Annotated in this window: 23 protein-coding genes; 12 read left to right on the forward strand and 11 right to left on the reverse strand. The window is 64.3% G+C overall.

The genetic code is table 11. The features are described from left to right. Nucleotides 1-7 precede the first annotated feature (7 nt). Together ACVWYP_RS17820 and ACVWYP_RS17825 are read left to right on the forward strand one after the other, a co-directional pair. On the forward strand, nt 8-1,255 hold the full coding sequence (locus ACVWYP_RS17820) for an NAD(P)/FAD-dependent oxidoreductase (RefSeq protein ID WP_155258341.1): 1,248 nt from the start codon (nt 8-10) through the stop codon (nt 1,253-1,255). A 58-nt stretch (nt 1,256-1,313) separates the two neighbouring features. Further along, the gene (locus ACVWYP_RS17825) at nt 1,314-1,982 is read left to right on the forward strand and encodes an amino acid ABC transporter permease (protein WP_016839817.1); all 669 of its coding nucleotides are present in this window, start codon (nt 1,314-1,316) and stop codon (nt 1,980-1,982) included. Between the two features lie 217 nt (nt 1,983-2,199). Here ACVWYP_RS17825 and ACVWYP_RS17830 read toward each other — a convergent pair whose 3' ends face one another. Both ACVWYP_RS17830 and ppk2 read right to left on the reverse strand, forming a co-directional pair. Beyond that, on the reverse strand, nt 2,200-3,078 hold the full coding sequence (locus tag ACVWYP_RS17830) for a transporter substrate-binding domain-containing protein (protein ID WP_304499232.1): 879 nt from the start codon (nt 3,076-3,078) through the stop codon (nt 2,200-2,202). A gap of 265 nt (nt 3,079-3,343) precedes the next feature. Next, nucleotides 3,344-4,207 carry a polyphosphate kinase 2 gene (ppk2, locus tag ACVWYP_RS17835; protein ID WP_304500244.1) on the reverse strand — a complete coding sequence of 288 codons (864 nt, stop codon included), beginning with the start codon at nt 4,205-4,207 and terminating at the stop codon, nt 3,344-3,346. Between the two features lie 247 nt (nt 4,208-4,454). Between ppk2 and ACVWYP_RS17840 the strand changes: the two genes are divergently transcribed. Both ACVWYP_RS17840 and ACVWYP_RS17845 read left to right on the forward strand, forming a co-directional pair. Next, nucleotides 4,455-5,627 carry a fumarylacetoacetate hydrolase family protein gene (locus ACVWYP_RS17840; protein ID WP_304499233.1) on the forward strand — a complete coding sequence of 391 codons (1,173 nt, stop codon included), beginning with the start codon at nt 4,455-4,457 and terminating at the stop codon, nt 5,625-5,627. 253 nt (nt 5,628-5,880) lie between these two features. After that, nucleotides 5,881-6,111 carry a hypothetical protein gene (locus ACVWYP_RS17845; RefSeq protein ID WP_304499234.1) on the forward strand — a complete coding sequence of 77 codons (231 nt, stop codon included), beginning with the start codon at nt 5,881-5,883 and terminating at the stop codon, nt 6,109-6,111. 329 nt (nt 6,112-6,440) lie between these two features. On the opposite strand, the gene ACVWYP_RS17850 is transcribed toward ACVWYP_RS17845, so the two are convergent. Continuing rightward, nucleotides 6,441-6,902 carry an Lrp/AsnC family transcriptional regulator gene (locus ACVWYP_RS17850; protein WP_016841346.1) on the reverse strand — a complete coding sequence of 154 codons (462 nt, stop codon included), beginning with the start codon at nt 6,900-6,902 and terminating at the stop codon, nt 6,441-6,443. Between the two features lie 131 nt (nt 6,903-7,033). On the opposite strand from ACVWYP_RS17850, the gene ACVWYP_RS17855 reads away from it, so the two are divergent. Beyond that, on the forward strand, nt 7,034-9,400 hold the full coding sequence (locus tag ACVWYP_RS17855; protein WP_304499235.1) for a transketolase: 2,367 nt from the start codon (nt 7,034-7,036) through the stop codon (nt 9,398-9,400). Nucleotides 9,401-9,556: 156 nt separating this feature from the next. On the opposite strand, the gene ACVWYP_RS17860 is transcribed toward ACVWYP_RS17855, so the two are convergent. Further along, nucleotides 9,557-10,621 carry an IS630 family transposase gene (locus ACVWYP_RS17860; RefSeq protein WP_038380919.1) on the reverse strand — a complete coding sequence of 355 codons (1,065 nt, stop codon included), beginning with the start codon at nt 10,619-10,621 and terminating at the stop codon, nt 9,557-9,559. Between the two features lie 218 nt (nt 10,622-10,839). Between ACVWYP_RS17860 and ACVWYP_RS17865 the strand changes: the two genes are divergently transcribed. Then, nucleotides 10,840-12,273 (forward strand): aldehyde dehydrogenase family protein, encoded by a 1,434-nt coding sequence (locus ACVWYP_RS17865; protein WP_028338841.1) that lies wholly within the window; start codon nt 10,840-10,842, stop codon nt 12,271-12,273. Between the two features lie 234 nt (nt 12,274-12,507). Here ACVWYP_RS17865 and ACVWYP_RS17870 read toward each other — a convergent pair whose 3' ends face one another. Further along, entirely contained in the window at nt 12,508-13,470 is a 963-nt protein-coding gene (locus ACVWYP_RS17870) for an SMP-30/gluconolactonase/LRE family protein (RefSeq protein ID WP_304499236.1), read from the reverse strand. Nucleotides 13,471-13,583: 113 nt separating this feature from the next. On the opposite strand from ACVWYP_RS17870, the gene ACVWYP_RS17875 reads away from it, so the two are divergent. Further along, nucleotides 13,584-14,405, forward strand: coding sequence for an NAD-dependent epimerase/dehydratase family protein (locus tag ACVWYP_RS17875; protein ID WP_028338839.1), 822 nt, complete (start codon nt 13,584-13,586; stop codon nt 14,403-14,405). On the opposite strand, the gene ACVWYP_RS17880 is transcribed toward ACVWYP_RS17875, so the two are convergent. Both ACVWYP_RS17880 and ACVWYP_RS17885 read right to left on the reverse strand, forming a co-directional pair. Then, on the reverse strand, nt 14,406-14,972 hold the full coding sequence (locus tag ACVWYP_RS17880; RefSeq protein WP_304499237.1) for an invasion associated locus B family protein: 567 nt from the start codon (nt 14,970-14,972) through the stop codon (nt 14,406-14,408). 34 nt (nt 14,973-15,006) lie between these two features. After that, complete coding sequence (locus ACVWYP_RS17885; RefSeq protein WP_304499238.1) at nt 15,007-15,699, reverse strand: GntR family transcriptional regulator; 693 nt, start codon at nt 15,697-15,699, stop codon at nt 15,007-15,009. Between the two features lie 171 nt (nt 15,700-15,870). Between ACVWYP_RS17885 and ACVWYP_RS17890 the strand changes: the two genes are divergently transcribed. From ACVWYP_RS17890 to ACVWYP_RS17905, 4 genes are all read left to right on the forward strand, one after another. Next, nucleotides 15,871-17,574, forward strand: coding sequence for an IlvD/Edd family dehydratase (locus tag ACVWYP_RS17890; protein WP_304499239.1), 1,704 nt, complete (start codon nt 15,871-15,873; stop codon nt 17,572-17,574). A gap of 167 nt (nt 17,575-17,741) precedes the next feature. After that, nucleotides 17,742-18,743: a TRAP transporter substrate-binding protein gene (locus ACVWYP_RS17895; RefSeq protein WP_304499240.1), complete on the forward strand. Its 1,002-nt coding sequence runs from the start codon at nt 17,742-17,744 to the stop codon at nt 18,741-18,743. Between the two features lie 166 nt (nt 18,744-18,909). After that, nucleotides 18,910-19,494, forward strand: coding sequence for a TRAP transporter small permease (locus ACVWYP_RS17900; protein WP_304499241.1), 585 nt, complete (start codon nt 18,910-18,912; stop codon nt 19,492-19,494). Beyond that, on the forward strand, nt 19,491-20,738 hold the full coding sequence (locus ACVWYP_RS17905; RefSeq protein ID WP_304499242.1) for a TRAP transporter large permease: 1,248 nt from the start codon (nt 19,491-19,493) through the stop codon (nt 20,736-20,738). Before ACVWYP_RS17900 ends, ACVWYP_RS17905 begins: the two co-directional genes overlap by 4 nt. 153 nt (nt 20,739-20,891) lie before the next feature. On the opposite strand, the gene ACVWYP_RS17910 is transcribed toward ACVWYP_RS17905, so the two are convergent. Next, nucleotides 20,892-21,686: an enoyl-CoA hydratase/isomerase family protein gene (locus tag ACVWYP_RS17910; protein WP_304499243.1), complete on the reverse strand. Its 795-nt coding sequence runs from the start codon at nt 21,684-21,686 to the stop codon at nt 20,892-20,894. A 257-nt stretch (nt 21,687-21,943) separates the two neighbouring features. On the opposite strand from ACVWYP_RS17910, the gene ACVWYP_RS17915 reads away from it, so the two are divergent. After that, a complete protein-coding gene (locus ACVWYP_RS17915; RefSeq protein ID WP_304499244.1) occupies nt 21,944-23,161 on the forward strand; it encodes an NAD(P)/FAD-dependent oxidoreductase in 1,218 nt (405 codons plus the stop codon). A 95-nt stretch (nt 23,162-23,256) separates the two neighbouring features. Here the strand turns inward: ACVWYP_RS17915 and ACVWYP_RS17920 are convergent. The 3 genes from ACVWYP_RS17920 to ACVWYP_RS17930 all read right to left on the reverse strand — a co-directional run bounded on the left by ACVWYP_RS17920 (nt 23,257) and on the right by ACVWYP_RS17930 (nt 25,974). Continuing rightward, nucleotides 23,257-24,002, reverse strand: a protein-coding gene (locus tag ACVWYP_RS17920; RefSeq protein WP_370142457.1) for an IS5 family transposase whose coding sequence is annotated in 2 segments (ribosomal slippage) — nt 23,257-23,655 and nt 23,658-24,002 — 744 coding nt in all. Because the reading frame shifts where the segments join, the coding sequence is not laid out codon by codon here. A gap of 120 nt (nt 24,003-24,122) precedes the next feature. Then, complete coding sequence (rbsK, locus tag ACVWYP_RS17925) at nt 24,123-25,058, reverse strand: ribokinase (RefSeq protein ID WP_304499245.1); 936 nt, start codon at nt 25,056-25,058, stop codon at nt 24,123-24,125. 22 nt (nt 25,059-25,080) lie between these two features. Beyond that, nucleotides 25,081-25,974 (reverse strand): sugar kinase, encoded by an 894-nt coding sequence (locus tag ACVWYP_RS17930; RefSeq protein WP_028331857.1) that lies wholly within the window; start codon nt 25,972-25,974, stop codon nt 25,081-25,083. Between the last annotated feature and the right edge of the window lie 219 nt (nt 25,975-26,193).

A 26,193-nucleotide genomic window follows, 5' to 3' on the forward strand; every position in this document is an offset into this window, starting at 1 on the left:
CGAGGGCATGGCAGCACAGCAGGTCGATGTCGCCGTGCTTGGCGCAGGCATGGTCGGCGTCTCGGCGGGCCTCGCCGCACGGCAGCGCGGGCTCTCCGTCGTCGTCGTCGATCGCCGCGAGCCCGGCAGCGAAACCTCCTACGGCAATGCCGGCATCATCTCGTCGGGCTCGATCCTGCCGCTCAATACGCCGTCGCTGCTGAAGAACCTGCCGAAATATCTGACCAACGCGCATCCGGCGCTGCGCTGGAACATTGCGTGGGCGCTCGCCAACGCCGGCTGGGTGATGCGCTTCCTCGCAGCCGCTGTACCGTCGCAGACCAAACCGCGCGCCGCCGCGTTGCACGGTCTGATCGGCGCGTCGCTGAAACTGCATCGCGACTGGATCGTGCAGGCCGGCGCCGGCCATCGCATCCGCGAAACCGGCTGGCTCAAGGCCTGGCGCAGCGACGGGCTCGCCGCCGCGCAGGCCGAGCAGGCGGCGCTCGCCGAGTTCGGCATCAGGAGCGAAGTGCTCGATCGCCAGGCGATCTCCGCGCTCGAGCCGAACATCGTCCCTGCCTACAGCACGGGTCTCCTGCACACGCAGACGGCATCGGTCGATTCACCCGGCGCGGTGGTCAAGGCCTACGCACAGATGCTTGCCGCTGGCGGCGGCACGATCAGGCAATCAGGGATCCAGCGGATCGAACCGCACGGCGACGGCTGGCGCGTGCAGCTCGCCGACGGCGAGATCGCCGCGCGCCATGTCGTGGTCGCGCTCGGGCCGTGGTCGGCCGAGCTGCTGCGACCGCTCGGCTATCGCGTGCCGCTGGCGTTCGAGCGCGGCTATCACCAGCACTTCGTGCCGAACCCGGCACGCAAATTGCTGCGGCCGATCCATGACGCGGACGGCGGCTTTCTGATGACGCCGATGGAGCAGGGCGTTCGCGTCACCAGCGGCGTCGAGCTCACCGCGCGCGACGCGCCGTCGAATTTTTCGCAGCTCGAGGCGGTGGTGCCGATGGCGCGCAGCGTGATCGAATTTGGCGATGCGGTCGGCGAGCGCTGGCGCGGCGCGCGGCCGACGCTGCCCGACAGCCTGCCGATGATCGGTAAGGCGCCGCGGCATCGCGGACTCTGGCTCGCCTTCGGCAACCAGCATATCGGCTTCACCACCGGCCCCGGAACGGGCGCCGCAATCGCGGCGATGATCGCGGGCGATGCGCCGCCGTTCGAGGCGCAGGGATTTTCGCCAGACCGGTATATCACGTGACACGCGCGAGGCCGCCTGCGATGTTTGGCGATCAAGCGCGCGGCAACCGAGGGGCAGGATGAACTACGTCTGGGATTTCGGCATCCTCGCCAAGTACAGCCATCTGTTCTGGCTCGGGCTCGGCTGGACCATCGCCTACACCATCGGCACCATCATCCTCGGGACATTGATCGGCCTGATCGTCGGCATGCTGCGGCTGCGGCGCATTCCGGTGATCGACTGGCTCCTGATCGCCTATATCGAATTGTTTCGCTGCACGCCGCTGCTGGTGCAGATCATCTGGTTCTACTACGCGTTTCCGGTGGTGATCGGCGTCAACATCCCGGCGCATGTCGCCGCCGTCAGCGTGCTCTCGCTCTATGGCGGCGCATTCTACGCCGAGATCGTGCGCGGCTCGATCGAGAGCGTGCCGGTCGGGCAGTGGGACGCGGCAAAGGCGCTCGGCTTCCGCGGCTGGCGCCTGATGCGGCTCGTGATCCTGCCGCAGGCGCTGAAGCCGATGATGGCGCCCTATGTCAACCAGTCGGTCACGCAGCTCAAGAACACCTCGCTGGTCTCGATCATCGCGGTGCCCGATCTCGTCTACAACGCGACCTTGATCAACGCCGACACCTACCGGCCGCTCGAGGTCTACACCATCGTGGCGCTGATCTATTTCGCGATCCTGTTCCCCTCGACGCTGGTGGCGAGGCGGCTGGAGCGCGGGCTGACCTACGACAAGGTGTGATCTCTCTTCTCCCTCTCCCCGTTCTTACGGGGTCGAGACAAGCGAAGCTTGCTCTTAGAGGGCAGGGGTGAGAGGCTTCTATCCGGCCAGCAGTTCGCGGCTTGTTGAGCAGTGTGACTTGCCCCTCACCCGGATCGCATCTGCGATGCGATCCGACCTCTCCCCGCGAAAGAGCGGGGAGAGGTGAAGAGGCCGCAGTGTGATCGATAGAGACCCCTCAAATACTCAACTCCACCGGCACATCCTCGGGCTTGACGCCGGCGAGGCCGAGGCCCTTGACGAACCATTCGCGCATCTGGCCGATGCCGCGGTTGTAGTCGATCCACACCGAGAGGAAATCGCGCCAGCGCTTGTCGGCTTCGCGCCGTACCGCGGTGCCGCTCGCGATCGTCACTGACGGCGAGGCCAGGATCTTGTAGGTGCCGAGGTTCGGGTTCTTGGCGATCGCGGTCAGCCCGAGCACCAGCGCGTTGACCACGCAATCGACGCGGCCCGACGACATTTCCAGCATCACCTCGTCGCGCGACTTCAGCGACTTGATGGTGGCGTTCGGCGCAAAGCGGCGCGCCACCGCCTCGTTGGCCGAGCCGACGTCGACCGCGATCTTCACCTCGGGCTTGTTGATGTCGGCCCAGGTCTTGGCTTCCAGCCCCTTCTTCAGCATCGCGCCGAACGGATGCGGGAACACCAGATTGGTGAAATCGACCACCAGCGCGCGCTGCGGGGTCGGGTTGAGCGCGAAGCCGAGGTCGATCTTGTTGGCCTGCAGATCAAGAATTGAATTGCCGTAGGTCGACTCGACATATTCCAGCTTGACGTCGAGCAGTTTGGCCAGATCGTTGGCCATCTCGATCGAGAAGCCGGACCAGGTGCCCGAGGCGAGGTCCTTGTTGAAATAGGGCAGCTCGCCCGGCAGCACCGCGATCCGCAGCACCTTGCTGGCCCGGATGCGATCCAGCGTGTTGTCGGCTGGCGCCTGCGCCGCGGCCGGGGTTGCCATCGCGGCCGCGAGCGCCGCGCCGCTGCCGATCCCGAGCGCATAGCGCAGCGCGTCGCGGCGATTTTCGGAGATTTTGATGTCGTCGGATTGAGTCAAGCGGGCCTCCCTGCACCAGATCGGGGGAAGCCTAGCGTCGGTACCCGGTGCCAGCAAGTGCGTGCGCCTGCACCATTGGTAGGCGATCGCGGTGCTCATTTCTTCACCTCGCCCCGCTCGCGGGGAGAGGTCGGATTGCATCGCAGATGCAATCCGGGCGAGGGGAGTCTCCGCGAGTGCAACGCTCACCGCGTATGCGGAAGCGGCCCCTCACCCCGACCCTCTCCCCGTAAGAACGGGGAGAGGGGGTGAGAGCGTGCTCCGATCAATACCGTCCCGGCACGTACATCTCCGGCGGGATCGGGCCGCGGTGGTAGTCGGGGTTGCGCACCCGCGGCGGCAGCATCACCGGCTGGTGGGTGACCGCCTGATAGGGGATCTGGCTCAAGAGATGCGAGATGCAGTTGAGCCGGGCGCGCTTCTTGTCGACGGCATCGACGATCCACCACGGCGAGTCCTGCAGATGCGTGCGTTCCAGCATCGTCTCCTTGGCCTTGGTGTAGAGCTCCCAGCGGGTCCGCGCCTCGACGTCCATCGGGCTCAGCTTCCACTGCTTCAGCGGATCCTGGATCCGCATCGAGAAGCGGAACGCCTGTTCCTCGTCGGTGATCGAGAACCAGTATTTCAGGAGGACGGTGCCGGAACGGATCAGCATGCGCTCGAAATCCGGCACCGAGTTGAAGAATTCCTCATACTGCTCGTCGCTGCAGAACCCCATCACCTTCTCGACGCCGGCGCGGTTGTACCAGCTGCGGTCGAACAGCACGATCTCGCCGCCGGCCGGCAGATGCGAAACATAGCGCTGGAAGTACCATTGCGTGCGCTCGCGCTCGTTCGGCGCCGGCAGCGCCGCGATCCGGCAGACCCGCGGATTGAGCCGCTGGGTGATGCGCTTGATCACGCCGCCCTTGCCGGCGGAATCGCGGCCCTCGAACAGCACCACGACCTTCTTCTTCTCGTGCTGCACCCAGTCCTGCAGCTTGACCAGCTCGCCCTGCAGCCGCAGCAATTCGCGGAAGTAGAACTTGCGGTCGATCGACGGCCTGCCGGCGGCGCCGTCATGGTCGAGCTCGTCGAGCCTCATGTCGTCCAGCTCGAGCTCGAGTTCCTCGTCGAGGCTGTCGGCCATCTCCTGATGGATGCGGGCGCGCAAGGCTTCGTCGCGCAAGGCTTCATCCCGCAAGACTTCATCCCGGGAGGCTTCGTCGGTGAGGGCGGAGGTCGTCATGAAGGTCCGTCTTTCAGTGTGTTAGATGGATCGGACGGCAGCATTGACGGGCGATGTTACCCCTCTATGACAATGCCATGACCGCTGTTTCACGCCGCCGGGCGGACTGTGCTAACAAGCCGACAAAACCAAAAAGGGAGATGTGCCGATGATTTCGCTCACGCCAAAAGACGTCCTGCCGGAGGACGGCACCGCCGGCACGCTGGTCGGACGAGTCTGGCTGCCGCAGGCCGGCGGGCCGGCTGTCGCCGCGGTTCGGGCAGATGGCGTGTTCGACGTCACGGCGCGGTTCCCGACGGTGAGCGCGCTCTGCGAGGAAAGCGATCCCGCGGCCGCGCTGCGCGCCACGCGCGGCGAGCGGATCGGCGATTTCGAGGCGATCCTCGCCAACACCCCGCCCGACGGCCGCGACAAGGCCAGGCCGCATCTGCTGGCGCCGGTCGATCTCCAGGTGCTGAAGGCCGCCGGCGTCACTTTCGCGATCTCGATGCTGGAGCGCGTGATCGAGGAGCGGGCGCGCGGCAATCCGTCCTCGGCGGAGGCGATCCGCAAGGAGGTGGTGCGCCTGGTCGGCGACGATCTCTCCAAGCTGAAGCCCGGTTCCGAGCAGGCGATGAAACTGAAGCAGGTGCTGATCGATCAGAATGCCTGGAGCCAGTATCTCGAGGTCGGCATCGGTCCCGACGCCGAAGTGTTCACCAAGGCGCCGACGCTGTCCTCGGTCGGGTCAGGCATGGACGCCGGGCTGCATCCGAAGTCGACCTGGAATAATCCGGAGCCGGAGGTCGTGCTTGTTGTCTCCGCCGCCGGCAAGATCGTCGGCGCCGCGCTCGGCAACGACGTCAATCTGCGCGACTTCGAGGGGCGCTCGGCGCTCTTACTGTCGAAGGCCAAGGACAACAACGCGTCCTGCGCAATCGGCCCGCTGCTCCGGCTGTTCGACCAGACCTTCTCGCTCGACGATGTCAGGAAGATGGATGTCGGCCTGACCGTGACGGGCGCAGACGGCTTCGTGCTCGAGGGCCATTCCTCGATCAGCAAGATCAGCCGCGATCCGACCGATTTGGTCGCCCAGACCATCGGCTCCGTGCATCAATATCCCGATGGATTTGCGCTGTTCCTCGGCACGATGTTCGCGCCGGTCAAGGACCGCGACGCCAAGGGCGAGGGTTTCACCCACAAGCGCGACGACATCGTCACCATCGCCGCGCCGCAGCTCGGCAAGCTGGTCAACCGGATGCGGGGCAGCGACGAGTGCGAGCCCTGGACCTTCGGTGTCGGCGCGCTGATGAAGAACCTCGCACAGCGCAAGGTGCTGTGAGGAGAAGATACTAATCCATCGTGAGGTTAGCACGCTCGTCGGGCTCCCTCCCCCCTTGCGGGGGAGGGTGGGGAGAGGGGGGGCCCCAGGGCGAGATGTTCGATCACACCGGGCTCCGTAGCGCACGTGCCCGCGCGGGTCGGTCGCTGTTTTTAAAGGTGCGCCCTTTATGATGTGCTACTGTTCGCTGAAGCGGTCGGCATTGTCGAACATGTTCAGAAACCTGCGCGGCAGATCGACCGTGTGACGCAACTTGAGCGCGCTAAAACACGTGGAATTTGCCGCTTTTTCCTGGCTTTATGTGAACCAGTTCATCCTCGTTCGCGCCGGTCCGCTCCAGCATATCGGCTCGACGCGAACAGAAGGAGTCGCGGACATGAGCGAGCAGCCATCAAACGGAATGCCCAATTGGCTCACCACCGATATGCTGGTCATTGCCGTCTCACTGGCCATCATCGTGATTGGAATATGGATCGCGCCGTAGCCTGGTCGTCGCGGCGAGGCCGTCCAGCCGGGCAGGGCGCCAGCGCCAATCACTGAGTTGCCCGACGGCGCAAACCCCTTTTGCAAAACGGAACGAGATGCAAAGCTCGGACGATCCATGTCGCGAGAATGCGAAGGTATGCCCACTGACAGCGCAACACACTCAGTGTCGTCCCTGCGAAAGCAGGGACCCATAACCACAAATGCTGATTGTTGAACGATGCTGGGACAACGAGTCCCGTTCTCAGCACCTGCTGCGGCGTATGGGTCCCGGCCTTCGCCGGGACGACACTGTGGTGTTGGCGCCATTCGAGTGACCAACCATCGCCCTCACACCGGCAACGCCGTCGAATACTTCACCTGGCTCAGCGCAAAGCTCGACTCGATCGAGGCGATGCCGTCGAGCCGGGTCAGCTTGTTCTTCAGGAATGCTTCATAGGAGGAGAGGTCGGCGGCGACGACGCGCAGCAAATAGTCGCGATTGCCGGTCATCAGGTAGCATTCGAGCACCTCGTCCCATTTCGAGATCGCGCGCGCGAAGCGGTTGAGGTCTTCCTCCTTCTGCCGCGCCAGCTTGATCGAGATGAAGACGGAGACGTGCAGCCCGATCGACTTCTGGTCGACGGTTGCGATGTAGCGAGAGATCACGCCGCGCTCCTCGAGCAGCTTGACCCGGCGGTGGCAGGGCGACACCGACAGCCCGACCTTGTCGGCGAGTTCCTGCATGGTCATGCGGCTGTCGGTCTGGAGCAGACTCAGGATCTTGCGGTCGATGGCATCGAGGGCAGGCATTGGGATGAACTCGTCAGTTGAAGCCGGATCGTGGGAATTTATCCCAATTTTTCCTGTGCTGTCGCGTGGAATTGAGATTTTCGCCGCCGCTTGCGGCAGTAACATTCCGGCATATCGCCCGGAGCATCGCCATGGGAATCGCGCCTGAACGCCTCGACATGCTGTCCGCCCTGGCCCGCAAGGTGCTGTGGCTGTCGTCGTGGACCATCCATCACGCCAATCATGTGCGGCCCTCGACCGACGGGTTGAAGGTCGGCGGCCACCAGGCGTCGTCGGCCTCGCTCGCCAACATCATGTCGGCGCTTTATTTCTCGGTGTTGCGCCCGCAGGACCGTGTCGCGGTGAAGCCGCATGCGAGCCCGGTGTTTCACGCCATCCAGTATCTGTTCGGCCACCAGACCCGCGATAAGCTGGAGAATTTTCGCGGCTACAAGGGCGCGCAGTCCTACCCCTCGCGCACCAAGGACAGCGACGACGTCGACTTCTCCACCGGCTCGGTCGGCCTCGGCGTGGCGCAGACGCTGTTCGCCTCGCTGGTGCAGGACTACGTCAAGGCGCATGGCTGGATGAACGACCGACCGGAGGGCCGCATGATCGCGCTGGTCGGCGACGCCGAGATGGACGAGGGCAACATCTTCGAGGCGCTGCTCGAAGGCTGGAAGCACGGCCTGCGCAACACCTGGTGGGTGGTCGACTACAACAGGCAGTCGCTCGACGCGGTGGTGCGCGAGGGGCTGTGGGCCAAGTTCGAGACCATGTTCCGCAACTTCGGCTGGGACGTCGTGATCGTGAAGTACGGCAAGCTGATGCTCGAGGCGTTTGCCGAGCCCGGCGGCGAGGCGCTGCGGCGCTGGATCGACAACTGCCCGAACCAGATGTACGCCGCGCTCTGCTTCCAGGGCGGCGCGGCGTTCCGCAAGCATCTGCGCGACGACATCGGCGACCAGGGCGAGGTGTCGGCGCTGATCGAGCGCCGCAGCGACGACGAGTTGCTGGCGCTGATGTCGAACCTCGGCGGCCACGACATGGCGAGCATGATCGAGGCCTTCGAGGCGATCGACCATGATCGGCCGGTCTGCTTCATCGCCTACACCATCAAGGGCGTCGGTCTGCCGATGCAGGGCCACAAGGACAACCACGCCGGCCTGATGACGGTGGCGCAGATGGAGAAGTGGCGCGCCGCGCAGAATATCCGCCCCGGCCACGAGTGGGACAAGTTCGAGGGCCTGTCGCAGGAGCCTGCGAAGCTCGAGGCCTTCCTGGCCAAGGCGCCGTTCAACCGCGAGGGGCGCCGCCGCCTGTCGGCGCCTGAAATCGATGTGCCGGAACGGCTGGCCTTCAAGGCCTCGGCGCAGATGTCGACGCAGCAGGGTTTTGGTCTCGTGCTGCACGAGCTGGCCCGCGGCGATAGCGAACTCGCCTCGCGCATCGTCACCGCATCGCCCGACGTCACCGTGTCGACCAATCTCGGCGCCTGGGTCAACCGCCGCGGCCTGTTCGCGAAGGCGGAAAACCACGACCTGTTCCGGCAGGAGAAGATCCCTTCCGCCTACACCTGGGAATATTCGCCGAAGGGACAGCACCTCGAGCTCGGCATCGCAGAGATGAATCTGTTCATCATGCTCTCAGCGCTCGGCCTGTCGCACCAGATCAACGGCGCGCGGCTCTTGCCGGTCGGCACGCTGTACGATCCCTTCATCGAACGCGGCCTCGATGCGCTGAACTACGCCTGCTACCAGGATGCCCGCTTCATGGTGGCGGCGACGCCGTCGGGCATCTCGCTGGCGCCGGAAGGCGGCGCGCATCAGTCGATCAAGACGCCCTTGATCGGGATCGGGCAGGACGGGCTGGCCTCGTTCGATCCAGCCTTCGTCGATGAACTTGCCGTGATCATGGGCTGGGGCTTCGGCCACATGCAGCGCGAGGGCGCCGAGGGTGGTTCGGTTTACTTGCGACTCTCGACGCGGACGCTGGAGCAGCCGCAACGGATCATGACCCCGGACCTGCAGCGCGATATCACCGACGGCGCCTACTGGATGCGCAAGCCGGGCCCGAACTGCGACATCGTCATTGCGTATACCGGCACCGTCGCGCCGGAGGCGATCGAGGCGGTCGGCCTGATCGGCGAGAGCCACCGCGACGTCGGTCTGCTAGCGGTAACTTCCGCCGACCGGCTCTATGCGGGTTGGTCCGCCGCGCGGAATTTACGCCGCGACCGCCGCGGCGCGCAGCATTTGAGTCATATCGAGCGCATGCTGGCGCCGCTCGGCCGCGACTGCGGCATTGTGACCGTGATTGACGGCCATCCGGCAACGCTCGGCTGGCTCGGCAGCGTGCGTGGCCACCGCGTCGAGGCGCTCGGCGTCGAGCATTTCGGCCAGACCGGCACGATCGGCGACCTCTACCGCCACTACGGCATCGACGCCAACGCCATCATCGACGCGGCGGAAAGCGTCTCGGTCGGCGCCCCGGTGCGGCATCGCAAGATGGCGGTGTAGTCGTTTTCTCATCTCATCGTCATCCCGGCGAAGGCCGGGACCCATAACCACCGATCTTGGTGTGGAAGAGGGATGGGGCAACGAGTCGCGTACACCTCTCTCATTTTTGGCAATGGGTCCCGGCCCCCGTGCGCAATTGCGCACTAGTACCCGGAATCAGAGCTGAGTGATACGGCGGCCTTTGAAACGGCGTTGACGGACCTTTTTCTTGGTCCAGACGAAGGGCTCGGCTTTGTCGTTGTACGCGTTGACGTAGGCATCGATGTGGTCCTGAAGCTGCTTGAGGCTTGTGAAGGAGGTGCCGCTGAGCGACTGCCCCTGCAAGATCGAAAACCATACCTCGACCTGATTGAGCCAGGACGCACTTGTCGGCGTGAAATGAAATTGCACGTTGGGGTGGGCCTTGAGCCAGTCCTCGTTCTTCTTGTGGGTGTTAAGGTTGTCGAGGATGACGTGAAGCTGGCGGCTCGGAAAGGCCGCGGTGAGGCTGTTCATGAAATCGAGAAACTCGACGCGGCGACGGCGTTTTGAATGCGTTGCGATGATCTTTCCGGTGGCGACTTCGAGCGCCGCAAACAATGTTGTGGTGCCATGCCGCTTGTAATCGTGGCTCTGGCCGGTCAAGGCGCGGCCATTGGGCAACTTCAGATAACCCTGCGCTCGCTCCAAAGCCTGGATCGAAGGCTTCTCGTCCACGCATAGCACAATGGCCTTCGCCGGCGGGGCGACGTAGAGGCCGACAACATCGGCGGCCTTGGCCGTAAAGTTCGGGTCGTTGCTCTCGCACCAGGACTTGCGAGCCGCGAGGTCAATCTTGTGGCTGCGCAGGAACCGCCAGACATATTGGACGTCAACATCGCCCAGCGCTCCGGCCAGCAGAGGACCGGTCCAGCGCGCAAACCCGTGCGGCGGCGGCTTATCCAACAGCTTCAGAATCCGCTTGTCGGTCGTCTTCGTATAGATCGGCTGCTTGCCCGGTCGCGGCTTGTCTTGCAGCCCTTCAAGGCCATGGTCGGCATAGCGATGCCGCCAAAGGCTGACAATCCGCGGCTGGACCCCAACTTCCTTGGCGATCGACCGGGTGCTGCGCCCGTCCGCCGCCAACAAGACTATCCGCGCCCGCTTCAAATCGCGCTGCAATGTCATCGGTGAGCGACAACACGCCTCTAGCACCTTGCGATCTTGCCTCGAAAGGCGGACTTCTCTTGCTTCGGGTATCATCCCGACCTTGAATCACGACTCACGTTCCAAGAAAAGTGGGTACTAGGCCGGGACGACGGATATAGCCTTGCCACACGTGCGGCTCGGACCTTATATCTCGCGGACGCGCACGAGCCGCGTCCCGCATATGGCGGGTTCAATTCGCCGGGCTTTCGTGCAAGGATGCCTGCCGAACGCTTTCGTTCCCCATTCCATACGCCCCGTACAAGAGGTTTCCGATGGTCAATCGCATGCAATTCTACATCGACGGCGCCTGGGTCGATCCCGTCGTCAAAGGCAAGTCCACCCCGGTCGTCAATCCGGCGACCGAAGAAGCGATGTATGAGATTGCGCTCGGCTCCAAGGCCGATGTCGACAAGGCAGTCGCTGCCGCCAAGCGCGCCTTCGAGACCTATTCCAAGACCAGCCGCGAGGAGCGCATCGCGCTGCTCACCAAGGTCGTCGAGGTCTACAAGGGCCGCATGAAGGAGATCGGTGCCGCCGTCTCCGACGAGATGGGCGCGCCGCTGCCGATGGCCGAGAAGCTGCAGGCCGGTGCCGGCCTCGGCCACCTCATGAACACCCTCGAAGTGCTGAAGAAGTACGAGTTCGAGGAGACCATGGGCACCGCCGTGATCGTGCGCGAGCCGGTCGGCGTCGTCGGCATGATCACCCCCTGGAACTGGCCGCTCAACCAGATCGCCTGCAAGGTCGCGCCCGCGCTCGCCGCCGGTTGCACCATGATCCTGAAGCCGTCGGAGTTCACCCCGACCTCGGCGCTGATCTTCGCGGAAATCCTCCATGAAGCCGGCGTGCCGAAGGGCGTGTTCAACCTCCTCAACGGCCTCGGCCCGGAGGTGGGTGCGGCGATGAGCGAGCACCCGGACATCGACATGATCTCGTTCACCGGCTCGACCCGCGCCGGCGTCGACGTCGCCAAGCGTGCGGCGCCGACCGTGAAGCGCGTCAGCCAGGAACTCGGCGGCAAGTCGCCGAACGTGATCCTCGACGGTGCCGACCTCGCCAAGGCGGTGACCGGCGGCGTGATGCACATGTTCAACAACTCGGGCCAGTCCTGCAACGCGCCGTCGCGCATGATCGTGCCGCTCTCCAAGATGAAGGAAGTGGCCGCGATCGCGAAGGGCGTCGCCGACAAGACCAAGGCCGGTGATCCGCGTGCCGATGGCACCACGATCGGCCCGGTGGTCAACCGCGGCCAGTGGGACAAGATCCAGGCGCTGATCCAGAAGGGCATCGACGAGGGCGCAACGCTCGTCGCCGGCGGCCCGGGTCTGCCCGAGGGTGTCAACAAGGGCTTCTATGTCCGTCCGACCATCTTCGCCGACGTCACCAACGACATGACGATCGCTCGCGAGGAGATCTTCGGACCGGTGCTGACCATCCTGGGCGCCAAGGACGAAGCCGACGCGGTGAAGATCGCCAACGACACGCCGTATGGTCTCGCCGGTTACGTCTCGGCCGACACCGTGGAAACCGCGCGCCGCGTCGGCCGCCAGATCCGCGCCGGCAACGTCAACCTGCAGGGCGTGCCCAACGAGCGCTCCGCGCCGTTCGGCGGCTACAAGCAGTCCGGCAACGGCCGCGAGTGGGGCCGTTATGGTCTGGAAGAATATCTCGAGGCCAAGGCGGTCGCCGGCTACAACGCCGCGTAAGCCGAGCCACGAGAGACACGACTTTTGGCGCCGGGGCGGTTCACCGCTCCGGCGTCAGACGTTTTGGAAGGCAGAAGTTTTCATCGTCGTCCCGGCGAAGGCCGGGACCCATTACCACAGGCCTTCGTTTTGGGAAGATTGAGGCCCCAAGCTTACTCAACCAGATGCATCGATGGTTATGGGTCCCAGCTCCCGTGCGCCAATTGCGCACTAAGGCCGGGACGACGAAGAGAGCTAACCGCCGGGCGCGCCTTGGGTGTTGACGTAGAGCGCATAGATCGACTGGCTCGCCGCCATGAACAGGCGGTTGCGCTTGACGCCGCCGAAGCAGAGGTTGGCGCAGCGCTCAGGCAGCGCGATGCGGCCGATCATCACGCCGTCGGGCGCGAACACGACGACGCCGTCGAGCTCGGGATCACCCATGCCCCAGCCGCACCACAGATTGCCGTCGATGTCGCAGCGCATGCCGTCGGGCGTGCCCGGGCCGGCGTCGATGAAGACGCGCTTGTTGGAAATCGTCCTGCCGTCGGCCGCGACGTCATAGGCGAGGATCTTGCGGTTCGGCTCGCCGCGGGATTCCACGACATAGAGGATCCTCTCGTCCGGCGAGAAGCACAGCCCGTTCGGCCCCAGCACGCCCTCGGCGACGATCGTGGCCTTGCTGGTTTCGGGATCGAGCCGGTAGACGTTGGGCTCGATCTCGGGATCGGCCTTGTAGCCCTCGTAATTGCCGAGCAGGCCGAAGATCGGATCGGTGAACCAGATCGAGCCGTCGGATTTCACCACGACGTCGTTCGGCGAGTTCAGCCGCTTGCCGCCGAACGAATCGATCAGCACCGTAATCGATCCGTCATACTCGGTGCGCACCACGCGGCGACCGCCATGCTCGCAGGTGATCAGCCGCCCCTGGCGGTCGCGGGTGTTGCCGTTGGCGAAGTTCGACGGCTTGCGGAAGATGCTGACCGCGCCGGTCTCTTCCTCCCATTTGAGGATACGCTGGTTCGGGATGTCGCTGCACAACAGATAGCGGCCGTCGCCGAACCACACCGGACCTTCGGCCCAGCGCAGGCCAGTCGCGATGCGCTCGATGGCGGAGAGTTTTAGCCAGTATTTCTCGAAGCGCGGATCGAGCGCGTGGATCGCGGGATCGGGATAGCAGGTCGCGGGACGCCAGCCGGCGGAATGAACATCGGACATTTGCTGTTCTCGTTGTTGTGTTTCGATGGTGTTTCCTTGAGCGCCTGGTTTGCTATCATTGTCGGCCTGCGACCGCAATTCGATCGCAGCAATCAGGAAAGAAGAGGGACGGCATGCCACGCATATTGATGACCGGCGCATCGGGGGGAATCGGAACGAGCCTGCGCAAGCTGCTGCCGCCGATCTATCCGGATCTCCTGCTGAGCGATATCAAGCAGCCCTCCGATCTCGGCAACAACGAAAAGTTCAAGGCGGCCGATCTCGCCAACCTCGCAGAGGTCGAGGCGATCTGCGAGGGCGTCGATGGCATTCTGCATTTCGGCGGCTATTCGGTCGAAGGTCCCTGGGACGCGATCCTGCAGTCCAACATCATCGGCTGCTACAATCTGTTCGAGGCGGCGCGCAAACAGGGCGTCAAGCGCGTGATCTTCGCCTCATCCAATCACGCGGTCGGGTTCTATCCGCGTCATCACCGCATCGGTACCGACGTCACCGCGCGGCCGGACAGTCGTTACGGTGTCAGTAAGGTGTTCGGTGAAGGCGTCGGCGCGCTCTATGCCGACAAGCACGGCATCAAGGTCACCTGCCTGCGGATCGGCAATTTCGGCGAGGCGCCGCTCGACCACCGCAGGCTCTCGATCTGGCTCAAGCCGGAAGACCTCGTCCAGCTCTGCCGCATCGGGCTCGAGCATCCCGACATCCATTTCGAGGTGCTGTACGGCGCGTCCTACAATGAGCGCTCGTGGTGGGACAATCACCGCGCCTACGATCTCGGCTATCGCCCGACCGGAAGGGCTGAGGATTTCCGCGAGCACGCGATGGCCGAGCAGGCCAAGCTGCCGCCGGATCCGGTCGGCGACTATTACCAGGGCGGCGCGTTCTGCAGCATGGAGTTCGACGGCGACAGGGAGCGGGTGATCGACTGGAAGAAGTGATCAATCCTCGCATTGCGGCAGCTGCTTCACGGATTCGGTGTGCTGCTGCGCGTCCTTCGAACCTTGCCCGGATGTCTTGGGCGGGCTGCCGGGCCCGTCAAAGGTCTCGGCGAAGTGCGTGAGGGGAAAGGCGAGGCTGATGGTCTGCCCGGTGAGGTTCTTGGCTTCGACGGCGATGGTCTGCGCGTGCTTCAGCCGCTCGATCATTTCGCCATCGGCCTCGAGCGTACCGCCGCAGCCGAGCGTGTAGCAATGCGGCTTGGCGATCCGGATCGGCTCGTCCTGATCGATGCGGAGGCTGATCGTGCCTTCCAGCATGGTCCGCGTTCCGACGTTGGCGCTCACGATCGCGCGCTTGCTGTTCTGCGGCGAGACGCTGAGCGTGCCGCCCGACGGCACGCATTGGCCGCGCGCAGCCGCAGCGACGAAGCAGCTCGCCTCTGTCAGGCAGGTCTTGGTCCAGGGCTCGTAGGTGAGCTGCGTCGCGCGCGGATCGGCCGCTTCGCCGACGCCGCCGAGCGCAAGCTGCACGGCGAACGATCCAAGGAATATAGCTACATAGCGCATCGCCGTCTCCTTCACGAGGAGGCCGCGTATCGCGCTATTGCGGCTTTTTGTCGTTGGAGATGCGGACGAGATAATCCGCCTTGCTGTACTGCATGTGATCGACGCAGAGCTGCGCCAGCGCCCAGCTGTCGCGGCCTTTCAAGAGCTCGATCATCAATTCGTGCTGGCGGCGCGACAATGCGAGGCCCTCGCTGTCGGCGAGATTTTTGGCGCGCATCGGCAGCGTCAGGTTCATGTAGTCCTGCAGCGAGCGGACCAGATAGGGATTGCCGCAGGCGGAGAACAGCGCGAGGTGGAACGCATCGTTGGTCTCGTGGATGCCGCGCATGTCCTGCGCGTCGGCCTTGAGGCAGTAATGCCGTTGCAGCTCGCTCAATTGGTCGATCAGGCTTTGCGGCGCGGGCAGGGCAATCATCAGCGCGGCCTGGCGCGTCAGCATCTCGCGCACCTCATAGATCTGCCGCACTTCCTCGGCCGAATAGAACCGCACCGTGGCGCCGACATTCTTCTCGCGCAGCACGATGCCCTGGCGCTCGAGCTGGAACAGCGCCTGGCGGACGAAATGCCGGCTCGCGCCATAGCGCTGCATCAGGGTATCCTCGACCAGCCGCAAACCGGGCGCGAAGCGGCCGAAGATGATGTCCTCCTCCAGCCGGCGGATCACCTCCGCCTGTTCCTCCTCGCGCGAGGGGGCCTGGAGTTCGGGCAATGTGGGCTCGGCTGTCATGCGCTCTCGGCTTCGGATCGGTGCCTGAGGTCAGCATGGCGCAACGGTTATTGTCAATAATGGGCGCGATTTTGCCGCAGACCAGCCACCCGCGGCAACCGGATTATGTCATATTGACAATAATTCCTGCCTCTCCTTAAGTGCGGCCGAACAACCACGGGATAGAAGAAAATGGCCGACGGACTTCGCAAGGGACTGACAAGCTATGGTGACGCCGGCTTCTCGCTGTTCCTGCGCAAGGCGTTCATCAAGGCGATGGGCTATTCGGACGATGCGCTCAATCGCCCGATCGTCGGCATCACCAACACCTACAGCGACTACAATCCCTGCCACGGCAACGTGCCGCAGATCATCGAGGCGGTGAAGCGCGGCGTGATGCTGTCGGGCGCGATGCCGTTCGTGTTCCCGACGATCTCGATCGCGGAGAGCTTTGCGCATCCGACCTCGATGTATCTGCGCAACCTGATGGCGATGGATACCGAGGAGATGATCCGCGCCCAGCCGATGGATGCGGTGGTGGTGATCGGCGGCTGCGACAAGACCTTGCCGGCGCAGATCATGGCCGCGATCAGCGCCGATCTGCCGACGGTGGTGATTCCGGTCGGGCCCATGGTCGTTGGCCATCACAAGGGCGAGGTGCTCGGCGCCTGCACCGACTGCCGCCGGCTGTGGGGCAAGTATCGCGCCGGCGAGATCGACGACACCGAGATCGAGGCGGTGAACGGCCGCCTCGCGCCGTCGGTCGGCACCTGCATGGTGATGGGCACCGCCTCCACCATGGCCTGCATCACCGAGGCGCTCGGCCTGTCGCTGCCGATGAGCGCGACGATCCCGGCGCCGCATGCCGAACGCTTCCGCTCCGCGGAGGCCAGCGGCCGCGTCGCCGCCGAGATGGCGAAGACCAAGGGACCGAAGCCGAGCGAGATCCTGACGCCATCCTCGTTCCGCAACGCCCAGGTCGTCATGCAGGCGATCGGCGGCTCGACCAACGGGCTGATCCATCTCACCGCGATCGCCAACCGCTCGCCGCACAAGATCGACCTCGAGGCGTTCGACAAGCTCGGCCGCGAGGTCCCCGTGCTGGTCGACCTCAAGCCGTCGGGCGAACACTACATGGAGCATTTCCATCATGCCGGCGGCGTGCCGAAGCTGATGGCGCAGCTCGGCGACCTCATCGATCTCGATGCCAAGACCATCACCGGCCAGACCTTGCGTGAGGTCGTCGCCAATGCCGAGGATGTGCCGGGGCAGGACGCGATCCGCTCCAAGGCGAACCCGATCAAATCCGAAGGCGCGATGGCGATCCTGCACGGCAATCTCGCGCCGCGCGGCGCCGTGATCAAGCAGTCGGCGGCGAGCCCGAAACTATTGCAGCATATCGGCCGCGCCGTGGTGTTCGAATCGGTCGAGGACATGACGCTGCGGGTCGACGATCCCGCGCTCGATGTGACCGCCGACGACGTGCTGGTGCTGCGCAATGCCGGCCCAAAGGGCGCGCCGGGCATGCCTGAGGCGGGTTACCTGCCGATCCCGAAGAAACTCGCGCGCGCCGGCGTGAAGGATATGGTCCGCATCTCCGATGCGCGGATGAGCGGCACTGCGTTCGGCACCATCGTGCTGCACATCACGCCGGAATCCGCCGTCGGCGGTCCGCTCGGCCTGGTGCGGAACGGCGACATGATCCGGCTCGATGTCGCCAAGCGCAGCATCGATCTGTTGGTCGACGAGGCCGAATTGCAGAAGCGACGCGCCGCGCTTGCGCCGGCCGGGACGCCCGATTGGGCCAAGCGTGGCTACGCGCATCTCTTCAACGAGACCATCCTGCAGGCCGACGAGGGCTGCGATTTCGACTTCATGCGCGCCAAGGGCAAGTAGCAAATCGCAAGTAGCCGGCTTCGTTCGGCCTTGTGGTCGAATTGTCGATAATTTCTGCGCCGCGGCTCTCGATAATACCCGCGGGCGGCTCGTTTCGCCTGTTTTATTGACAATCCCGCGCGACTGGTGGGATGATCCCCTCAACTAAAAGCAGGGGGAACGTCGCGATGGGCTATTCAGCCAGGATCGTCGGGATTGCCATGGCCGCGGCAGCGCTGCTGCTGTCCGCGGGCGCCGGCGCGCAGGAGGTCAAGCATTACCGCTTCGCGCACGATCAGCAGCTCAATACCGGTTATAGCGTCGCCTACGACATGTTCTCCGCCAAGCTCAAGGAATTGAGCAAGGGGACCATGATCGTCGATCAATATCCCGGTGCGCAGCTCGGCCAGGAGCCGCAGCTGCTGCAGCTTGTGAAATCCGGAGACATTGAATTCGCCATCATCTCGTCGGCGAACACTGCAACCATCTCGCCGCAGGCCGGTGTGATGTCGCTGCACTTCCTGTTCCGCGACGCCAACCACGTGGTCAAGGCGCTTGCCGATCAGAAGGTGATCGATGCGATCAAGGCTATGATCGACGACACGTCGCAAGGTCTTCATGTCATCGCGACGGGCAGCCAAGGTGTGAGAAGCATCTATGCGAGGAAGGAAATCCACAACGTCGGCGACCTCAAGGGTGTAAAGATTCGCGTTCAGGCGACGGCTACGGAGGACACGATCTTCCCGGCTTACGCGGCGCAAACCGTTCATATGCCGTTCGGCAGCGTGTACACGTCGCTGCAGACCGGCGTGGTCGAAGCGGCCGAAAACAGCGTGAACGTCTACCTCGTCAATAAGCACTACGAAGTCGCGCCGGTGCTCTCGATGACCGAGCACGAGGCCAACAATGCGTTGCTGTTCGTCAGCGACAAGCTGTGGCAGAGCCTTTCAGCCGAGCAGAAGGCCTGGGTGACGACGGCGGCCGCCGAGGTGAGCGCCAAGGAGCCGGCGAAGGCGTTCGAACTGGAGAAGGCCGCGGCTGCAAAATTGAAGTCGTTCGGCGTCAAGGTGGTCGAGGACGTGGACAAGAAGAGCTTTACGGCGGTCGCCGATCCCTATCTCGACAAGCTCGCCAAGGATCTCGGGCCCCATGCGGAGAAGATCAAGAATTTGATCCGCGCGGTCAACTAACCCCCTTCCTGCGTCGTCCCGGCGAAGGCCGGGACCCATACGCCGCGGCCCTTCAGTTGAGCGATTAGGTCGCCGACTTTCTGCAAGCAACTCGAGCCGGGGGTTGTGGGTCCCGGCCCCCCGTGCGCAATTGCGCACTAGGCCGGGACGACGAGGAATTTCGAGCATGGCCATCGCCGACATACTGGTGCTGCAACGGCAGCGGTATCTGAAATGGCGGGCGCTCGACCGGCTCGAGCTGATCCTGATGATGCTGTGCGGCTTGCTGTGCTTCGGTTTCTCGCTGTCGGTGACCGCCGATATCGTCACCCGCACCATCGGTCATCCCTGGCTGTGGCTGCAGGAGGTGACCTCGACGCTGTTCATCTACGCGATCTTCATCGGGGCCGCGGTCGCGACACGGCGCAACGACCATCTCTATCTCACCGCGATCTCCGAAGCGCTGCATGGCAGGTCGCGGCTGTTCGTCGAGATCGTCATCCGTCTGGTGGTGCTGGGCGTCGCCTTCTGCCTGGTCTGGTACGGCTATCAAAATTACCTGCGCGGCTTCGGCAGCTTCCGCCTGCCGTCGGGTACGCCGATCGCCTCGCTCTATGCGGTGATCCCACTGTCCGGCATCCTGATCGGCCTGTTCACGATCGAGCAGCTCGTCAACGGCATCCGCAATGGCTTCGACCATCCAGAGCCGCCGGATGACGACCTTCCGATTCCTGCGATCGATACCCGCGCGACGACGGGAGTGCAGCCGTGAGCGCACCGGTCGTGCTTGCGCTGATGTCGTTCTGCTTCCTGTTCTTCGGCTATCTCGGCGTGCCCGTGCCGTTCTCGCTGATGGCCGGCGTGTTCGTCGGCGCAGTGCTATCAGACGTCTCGCTGGCGGCGATCATCCAGAAGATCTTCGACGGCGTCGATTCCGAGGCGCTGCTAGCGATCCCGTTCTTCCTGCTGGTCGGCGAGCTCATGAGCTCGGCCAATGTCGTGGTCCGCATCGCCAACCTGTCGGTCTCGCTGGTCGGCCACATCAGGGGCGGGCTGTCGCAGGTCGTCGTCGTCTTCAGCATGTTCTTCTCGGAGATGTCGGGCTCGACCACCGCCGACGTCGCGGTCATGAGCCGGGCCCTCGGCGGGCCGATGCGGCGGGAAGGGTATGAGCCGGCCTTCATCGCCGCGATCATCGCCTCGGCGTCGACGATCGCAGCGCTGGTGCCGCCGAGCATCACGGCGGTGGTCTATGGCGCGGTCGGCAATGTCTCGATCGCCGGGTTGTTCATGGCCGGCGTGGTCCCCGGGCTGATGATCGGCTTCGGGCTGATGATCTACTGCTACTTCTTCGGGCCCTCGGGACTGCGCAAGCCGCGCGCGCCGCTGCGCCAGGTCGCGTTCGCCGCCGGTGATGCGGCGCTACCGATGATGATCCCGGCGCTGAACCGCGGGCACCTGAAGAAGATCCCGTATGATTTCTGTCTGGCGGGCCTGATCTTCTCGCTGCCGCTGATCACGATCGGCGCGGCGAACGCGTTCGGCTGGATGCTGGCCTATCTGCGCGGCGCGATCTACATCGCCGACTGGATCACCTCGATCGCCGGCAACGATCCGCACCTCATCATGCTCCTGATGGTGTTGCTGTTCACCGTGGTCGGCGACTTCATCGAGCCGGTGCCGACCATCATCATCTTCATGCCGCTGGTCAACGCGCTGACCCAGGCCGGCGACATCAACGGCGTGCATATGGGCGTGGTGCTGATCGCAACGCTGGCGTTCGGCCTGATCACGCCGCCCTACGGGCTCGTGCTGCTGATGGCCTCGAAATTCGTCGGCGTCAGCTTTGCAAAAGCGTTGCGGGCGGCGTTGCCGATCTATGTCGTGTTCCTGGTCACGATCTGCTTCACGATCTATTTTCCGAAGGTCGTGCTGTGGCTGCCCAAGCAGGTGATCCCGGAATCGGTCGGCTGTTTCAAGGCGCCCGGCGGCACGGGGTACATCTGCCCTAACTAATCTTACCGGCACAGAACCCCTCATGGTGAGGAGCGCGGAACGCGCGTCTCGAACCATGAGGCCCGTCTGTGGCCTCGTCCTTCGAGACGCGCGCGATCCGCGCTCCTCAGGATGAGGGGAGAGACCATTGTAACGCTGTCGTAATTATTGTTCCTACTTCGACTTGCTGGTGAACTTCTTCACGGCGACGCGGAAATCGTCGGTATGCATCGCCGTGATGATCTTGTGTTCCTCGGCGTCGAGCTGCTGCTTGGTCGGTGTGGTGGCGGCCTGATAGACCAGTGATTTGGTCCCAGCGATCGCGGCGGGCGGATTTTGCGCCAGGCGCTCGGCGAGCTGCCGCGTCGCCGCCTTCAGCTCGGCCGCGGGGACGGTCTTGACGACGAGACCCCATTCATAGGCCTGCTGCGCGGTGAAACCATCCTCGGCGAGGAAAATCTGCAGCGCGCGGCGGGTCCCGACCGTGCCGACGATGCCGACCGTGCTGCCGCCATCCGGCGACACGCCGATCTTGGCATAGGCGGGCGTGAAGCGGGCATCGTCCGCGGCGATACACAGGTCGGTCACGAACGCGAGGCCCATGCCGGCGCCGGCCGCCGAACCATGCACGCTGGATAGCACGATCTTCGGCATCCGCCGGACCGTCTCGATGAAGGCGTGGTAGTGGTGAAGCATCTCGCCGACCACGGGGGCGACATTGTTGGCTTCGGTCGCGGCGCCGATGGTCTGCAGATCGCCGCCGGCGCAGAAGGCGCGGCCTTCGCCCTCGATGACCAGTACGCGAACGTCCTTGTTGGCTTCGACCGCGGCGCTGAGTTGCTCGAGCTTCTTGGCGATCGTCATGTCGATCGCGTTGAACGCGGCCGGCCGGTTCAGCGTGATGGTCGCGATGGCGCCGTCGATGCGGAGCAAAGCGGGGTCGTTGGCGGAGGGGGCGGGTGCTGGCATATTGAAGACCTTGGGCTTGTTGGTTCCGGACATTTAAGGCCTTGGCGGGAGCCGTGGCAATCCGGCCCGGCGGCCGGGGACCGCGGGTGCGCCCAGAATCGCCTGAGACCCCCTTGCATCGGTGCGAGCCATGAGGCCAAATAGCACGCGCCTTCGGTACGCAGACACGAGCGCTGTGGGGACGGGGCAAGCAAGCTAACATCGACAAGAGGAAACGGCATGGGTCACTCCTGCTCGCGCGTATTTGGGTTGTTCCGATGACGGGCTCGGTCATCATCGTCGGCGCCGGACACGCCGGCTTCCAGCTCGCGGCGTCGCTGCGCCAGGCCGGCTTCGCCGAACGCATCGCCCTGATCAATGATGAAGGCCATTTGCCGTATCAGCGGCCGCCGCTGTCGAAGGCCTATCTGAAAGGGACCGGCGGGCCCGAGACCCTGATGTTCCGGCCCGACAAGTTCTACCAGGACAACAAGATCGAGCTGATCACCGATCGCGCCCATGCGATCGATCGCAATGCGCGGAAGGTGGCGCTCGCCTCCGGCGCGTCGCTCGACTACGGTCACCTGGTGTTCGCCACCGGCGCGCGGAACCGGCTGCTGGATATCCCCAACGCCAGGCTCGATGCTGTCCGCTACCTGCGCATCCTGGACGAGAGCCAGGCGCTGCGCGATTTGATCGCGCCCGGCATGCGCGTCGTCGTGATCGGTGCCGGCTTCATCGGGCTCGAATTCGCCGCCACCGCCCGGGCCAAGGGCCTCGAGGTCGACGTGGTCGAACTCGCCTCCCGCGTGATGGCGCGGGCGGTGACCGCGGAGATTTCCGAGTTCTCGCAATCCCGCCACAGCGCGGCCGGCATCCGGATTCACCTGGGGGTGCAGGTCACGGCGATCGAGGCCGATGGCGGCAAGGTTACCGGCGTCAGCCTGAGCAACGGCACGCATATCCCGGCCGATCTCGTCGTGGTCGGCGTCGGCGTGCTGCCGAATGTCGAGCTTGCCGCGGAGGCCGGCCTGCCGGTCGCATCCGGCATCATCGTCGACGAGCATCTGTTGACAGTCGATCCGAATGTCTCCGCAATCGGCGATTGCGCGCTCTACACCAGCAAACGCTTCGGCGGATCGCTGCGGCTCGAGTCGGTGCAGAACGCGACCGACCATGCGCGCTGCGTGGCGTCGCGGCTGACCGGCAAGACCGAGGTCTATGACGGCCTGCCGTGGTTCTGGAGCGACCAGGGCCCCGACAAGCTGCAGATGGCGGGTCTCACCACCGGCTACGACCGTGTCGTGGTGCGCGGCGACCGCGCGCAGGGCGCGTTCTCGGCGTTCTGCTATCGCGGCGACAAACTGCTCGGCATCGAGTCGGTCAACCGCGCCGGCGATCACATGTTCGGCCGCCGGCTACTCGGCGCCGGTGGCTCGATCACCCCGGAGCAGGCGGGAGATGCGAGCTTTGATTTGAAGAGTGCGCTGTCCTAACAACCTCGTCGTCCCGGCCGAGTGCGCGATTGCGCACGGAGCCGGGACCCATACTCCGCGGCGGATCCAGTGAACGGGACTAGGGTCCAGACTCATTAGATCCACCATACAAGAGCTGCGGTGAGGCAGACGGAGGCGAGATAGTTTCGCGCCAGCCTGTCATAACGGGTCGCGATACGCCTGAAGTCCTTCAGCCGGTTGAATGCACTCTCGATGCGCCAGCGCAGTTTGTAGAGGCGCTTTGAGAAGCTGTAGGGTTGTTTGCGATTGCTGCGGTTTGGAATGACCGGCTTGGTTCCGCGCGCATCCAGCTCCTCGCGCAATTCGGCGCTGTCATAGGCCTTGTCGCCGAGCATCCGTTTCGGAGGCTTGACCCTGCGGATCAGGCGTTCTGCGACCGGACAGTCGTGCGCTTCACCTCCGGTCAACAAAATCGCGATCAGGCGTCCCTTAGCATCTGCAAGTGCGTGTATCTTCGTGTTGCGCCCTCCGCGCGAGCGGCCAACAGCCTGCTTCTGCTCCCCCCTTTTCCGCCCGCTGCTGAGCGATGCGCTTTGACGTGCGTGGAGTCGATCATCTGCGTGTCTATCGATCGACCGTTGCCGGCAAGCGTGCGGAACAGGCTTTCCCATATGCCGCGCCGCGCCCACCGGGCGAAGCGATTGTAGATCGTTGTCGGAGGCCCGTAGGCTTCGGGGCAATCGGACCAGCGGCAGCCGCTTTTCAGCACATGTATAATGCCGCTGATAATGCGGCGATCGTCCTGCCGCTCGACACCGCGCACATCGGTTGGCAAGTGAGGTTCGATCCGCTGCCACTGCTCGTCGCTCAGCCAAAACAAACTCCTACTCACGATCCCAATCCTTCCCCAAAAGAGAATCAGTATCGTATTGTCGGAGCAGAACAATTAATGAGTTCTCACTCTAGTCGTTCCAGCGCCGCAAACAATTGACATTTGTGGTTATGGGTCCCGGCCTTGGCCGGGACGACGCGTGGAAAGAACGGCGGCCACCTCGTCCGCCGTCGGCATCGACGGCGCGGCCCCCATTCGTTGCACGCAAATCGAGGCGGCGGCGTTGGCGTAGGCCAGGGCGTCGCCGAGCGGCTTGCCGATGGCGAGGTGCGAGGCGAGGGCGCCGACGAAGCAATCGCCAGCGCCTGTGGTGTCGACGGCCTTGACCTCGCGTCCCGGCACGAGCAGCGGTTGGTCCTCGACCAGCGCCAGCACGCCGCGCTTGCCGAGCGTGACGCAGACGATCTTGCCTTGCCCCAAGGTCCGGGCCGCCTGTGCGAAGCGGGACGGGTCGTCGCTGTCGCGCAGCTCCGTGCCGGTCAGATAGCCGAGTTCGGTCTCGTTCAGAACGAGAATGTCGACGAGCTCGAGCAGAGCCTTGTCGGCCTGTTTCGCCGGCGCCGGATTGAGGATCGTGGTGGCGCCGACGGCGCGGGCTCGCCGGAAGAAGGCAGCGATCGCCGGCAGCGGGATCTCGAACTGGCTGACCGCGACGTCACCCTTCATAAGTGAGGGAGCCTTGACATCACGAGCGTCAACGAGCCCGTTGGCGCCCGGCACGACGACGATCGTGTTGTCTGCATTGGCGATCGTGATGATCGCCGTGCCGGAATGCGTGCCGGCCGTGGTCTTGACCGAGGTGAGATCGACGCCTTGCGCGGCAAGGAACGCTCTCAGCTCCTTGCCGAACGCATCCATGCCGAGCCGGCCGATCAGCGTGGTCGCTACGCCGAGCTTGGCCGAAGCCACCGCCTGGTTGGCGCCCTTGCCGCCGGGAAAATAGAGCACGGCCTCGCCGGCCACGGTCTCGCCGATCCGCGGATGGCGCTCCGTGGTCGCCACCACGTCCATGTTGATGCTGCCGGCAACGAAGACGTGTCTCATGGCCTAGCCCCATTGACCGACATCAGGCCTCGGCGCGAAATTCCTGCTTGACGGCTGCGATATCGGCGAGTGTCGGCAAGCCGGCCTCGTTGCCGAGCTTCTGGATCTTGAAGGTCGAGGCTGCACGCGCGAACTTGAAGTGCTCATGCCAGCCTTTGCTCGGGTTTGAAAGGTAGGAGTAGATATAGGCGCCGTGGAAGACGTCGCCGGCGCCGTTGGTATCGATCACGCGCGCGCGCGGGATCGGGAAGGCCGGCAGCGTGCGCACCGTGCCGGCCTCGTCATACCAGAGCAAGCCGCGCTCGCCCATGGTGACGCCGCCAACCTTGCAACCGCGACCCTTGAGATAGTCGAGCATCTGCTCCGGCGTCTTGTCCATCTGCTCGCACAGCCGTTCGGCGACGATCGCAATGTCGATGAATGCGAGCAGCTCGTGGGTGTTGGTGCGCAGGCCGCCGCCGTCGAGCGAGGTCAGGATGCCGTCCTCGCGGCACAGCTTCGCATAATGGATCGCGGCGTCCGGCTGGTGGCCGTCGATGTGCAGCGCGCGGCAGCCCTTGATGTTCAGCAGCGGAAAGGGGTGGATGTGCTGGTCGTCGCGGCAGCGGACGATGGCGCGCTTGCCGTCGTTCGGCATGATGAAGGACAGCGAGGAGGAGTTGACCTTGCGGGGGTGGAACGAGATGCCGTACCTGTCGGCCATGTCCCAGAACATCCGTCCCAGCCAGTCATTGGCCATGGTGGCGATCAGGTCCGGCGGGACGCCGAGCTTGGCGCAGCAGAATGCTGCGGTCACGGCGTTGCCGCCGAACGACACCGCATAGGCGTCGGCGACGTGCTTTTCGTCGCCGACGGGCATGTGATCCGTGATGAAGGTGACGTCGATATAGGTCTGTCCGATGAAGAGAGCCTGCATTCGCTTTCCGTCGTGGCTGGTGTGGTCCCGGCTGGCGGTTCCAGACTAGCATTGCTGATCGGCCGATATCGCTGAAAATATTCGCAACCCTGCCTGGTTTACAGGTAGAGATGACGACTGCGCCGGGTCGTTCTGGCATGCGGCATAACGGCCGGCGGCAGTCCGTGGTTCCGGGTTGGGTTAAGGGAGAAACACAATGACGGCAGATTCGGGGAGGTT

This window comes from Bradyrhizobium sp. USDA 3262, from assembly GCF_054060035.1.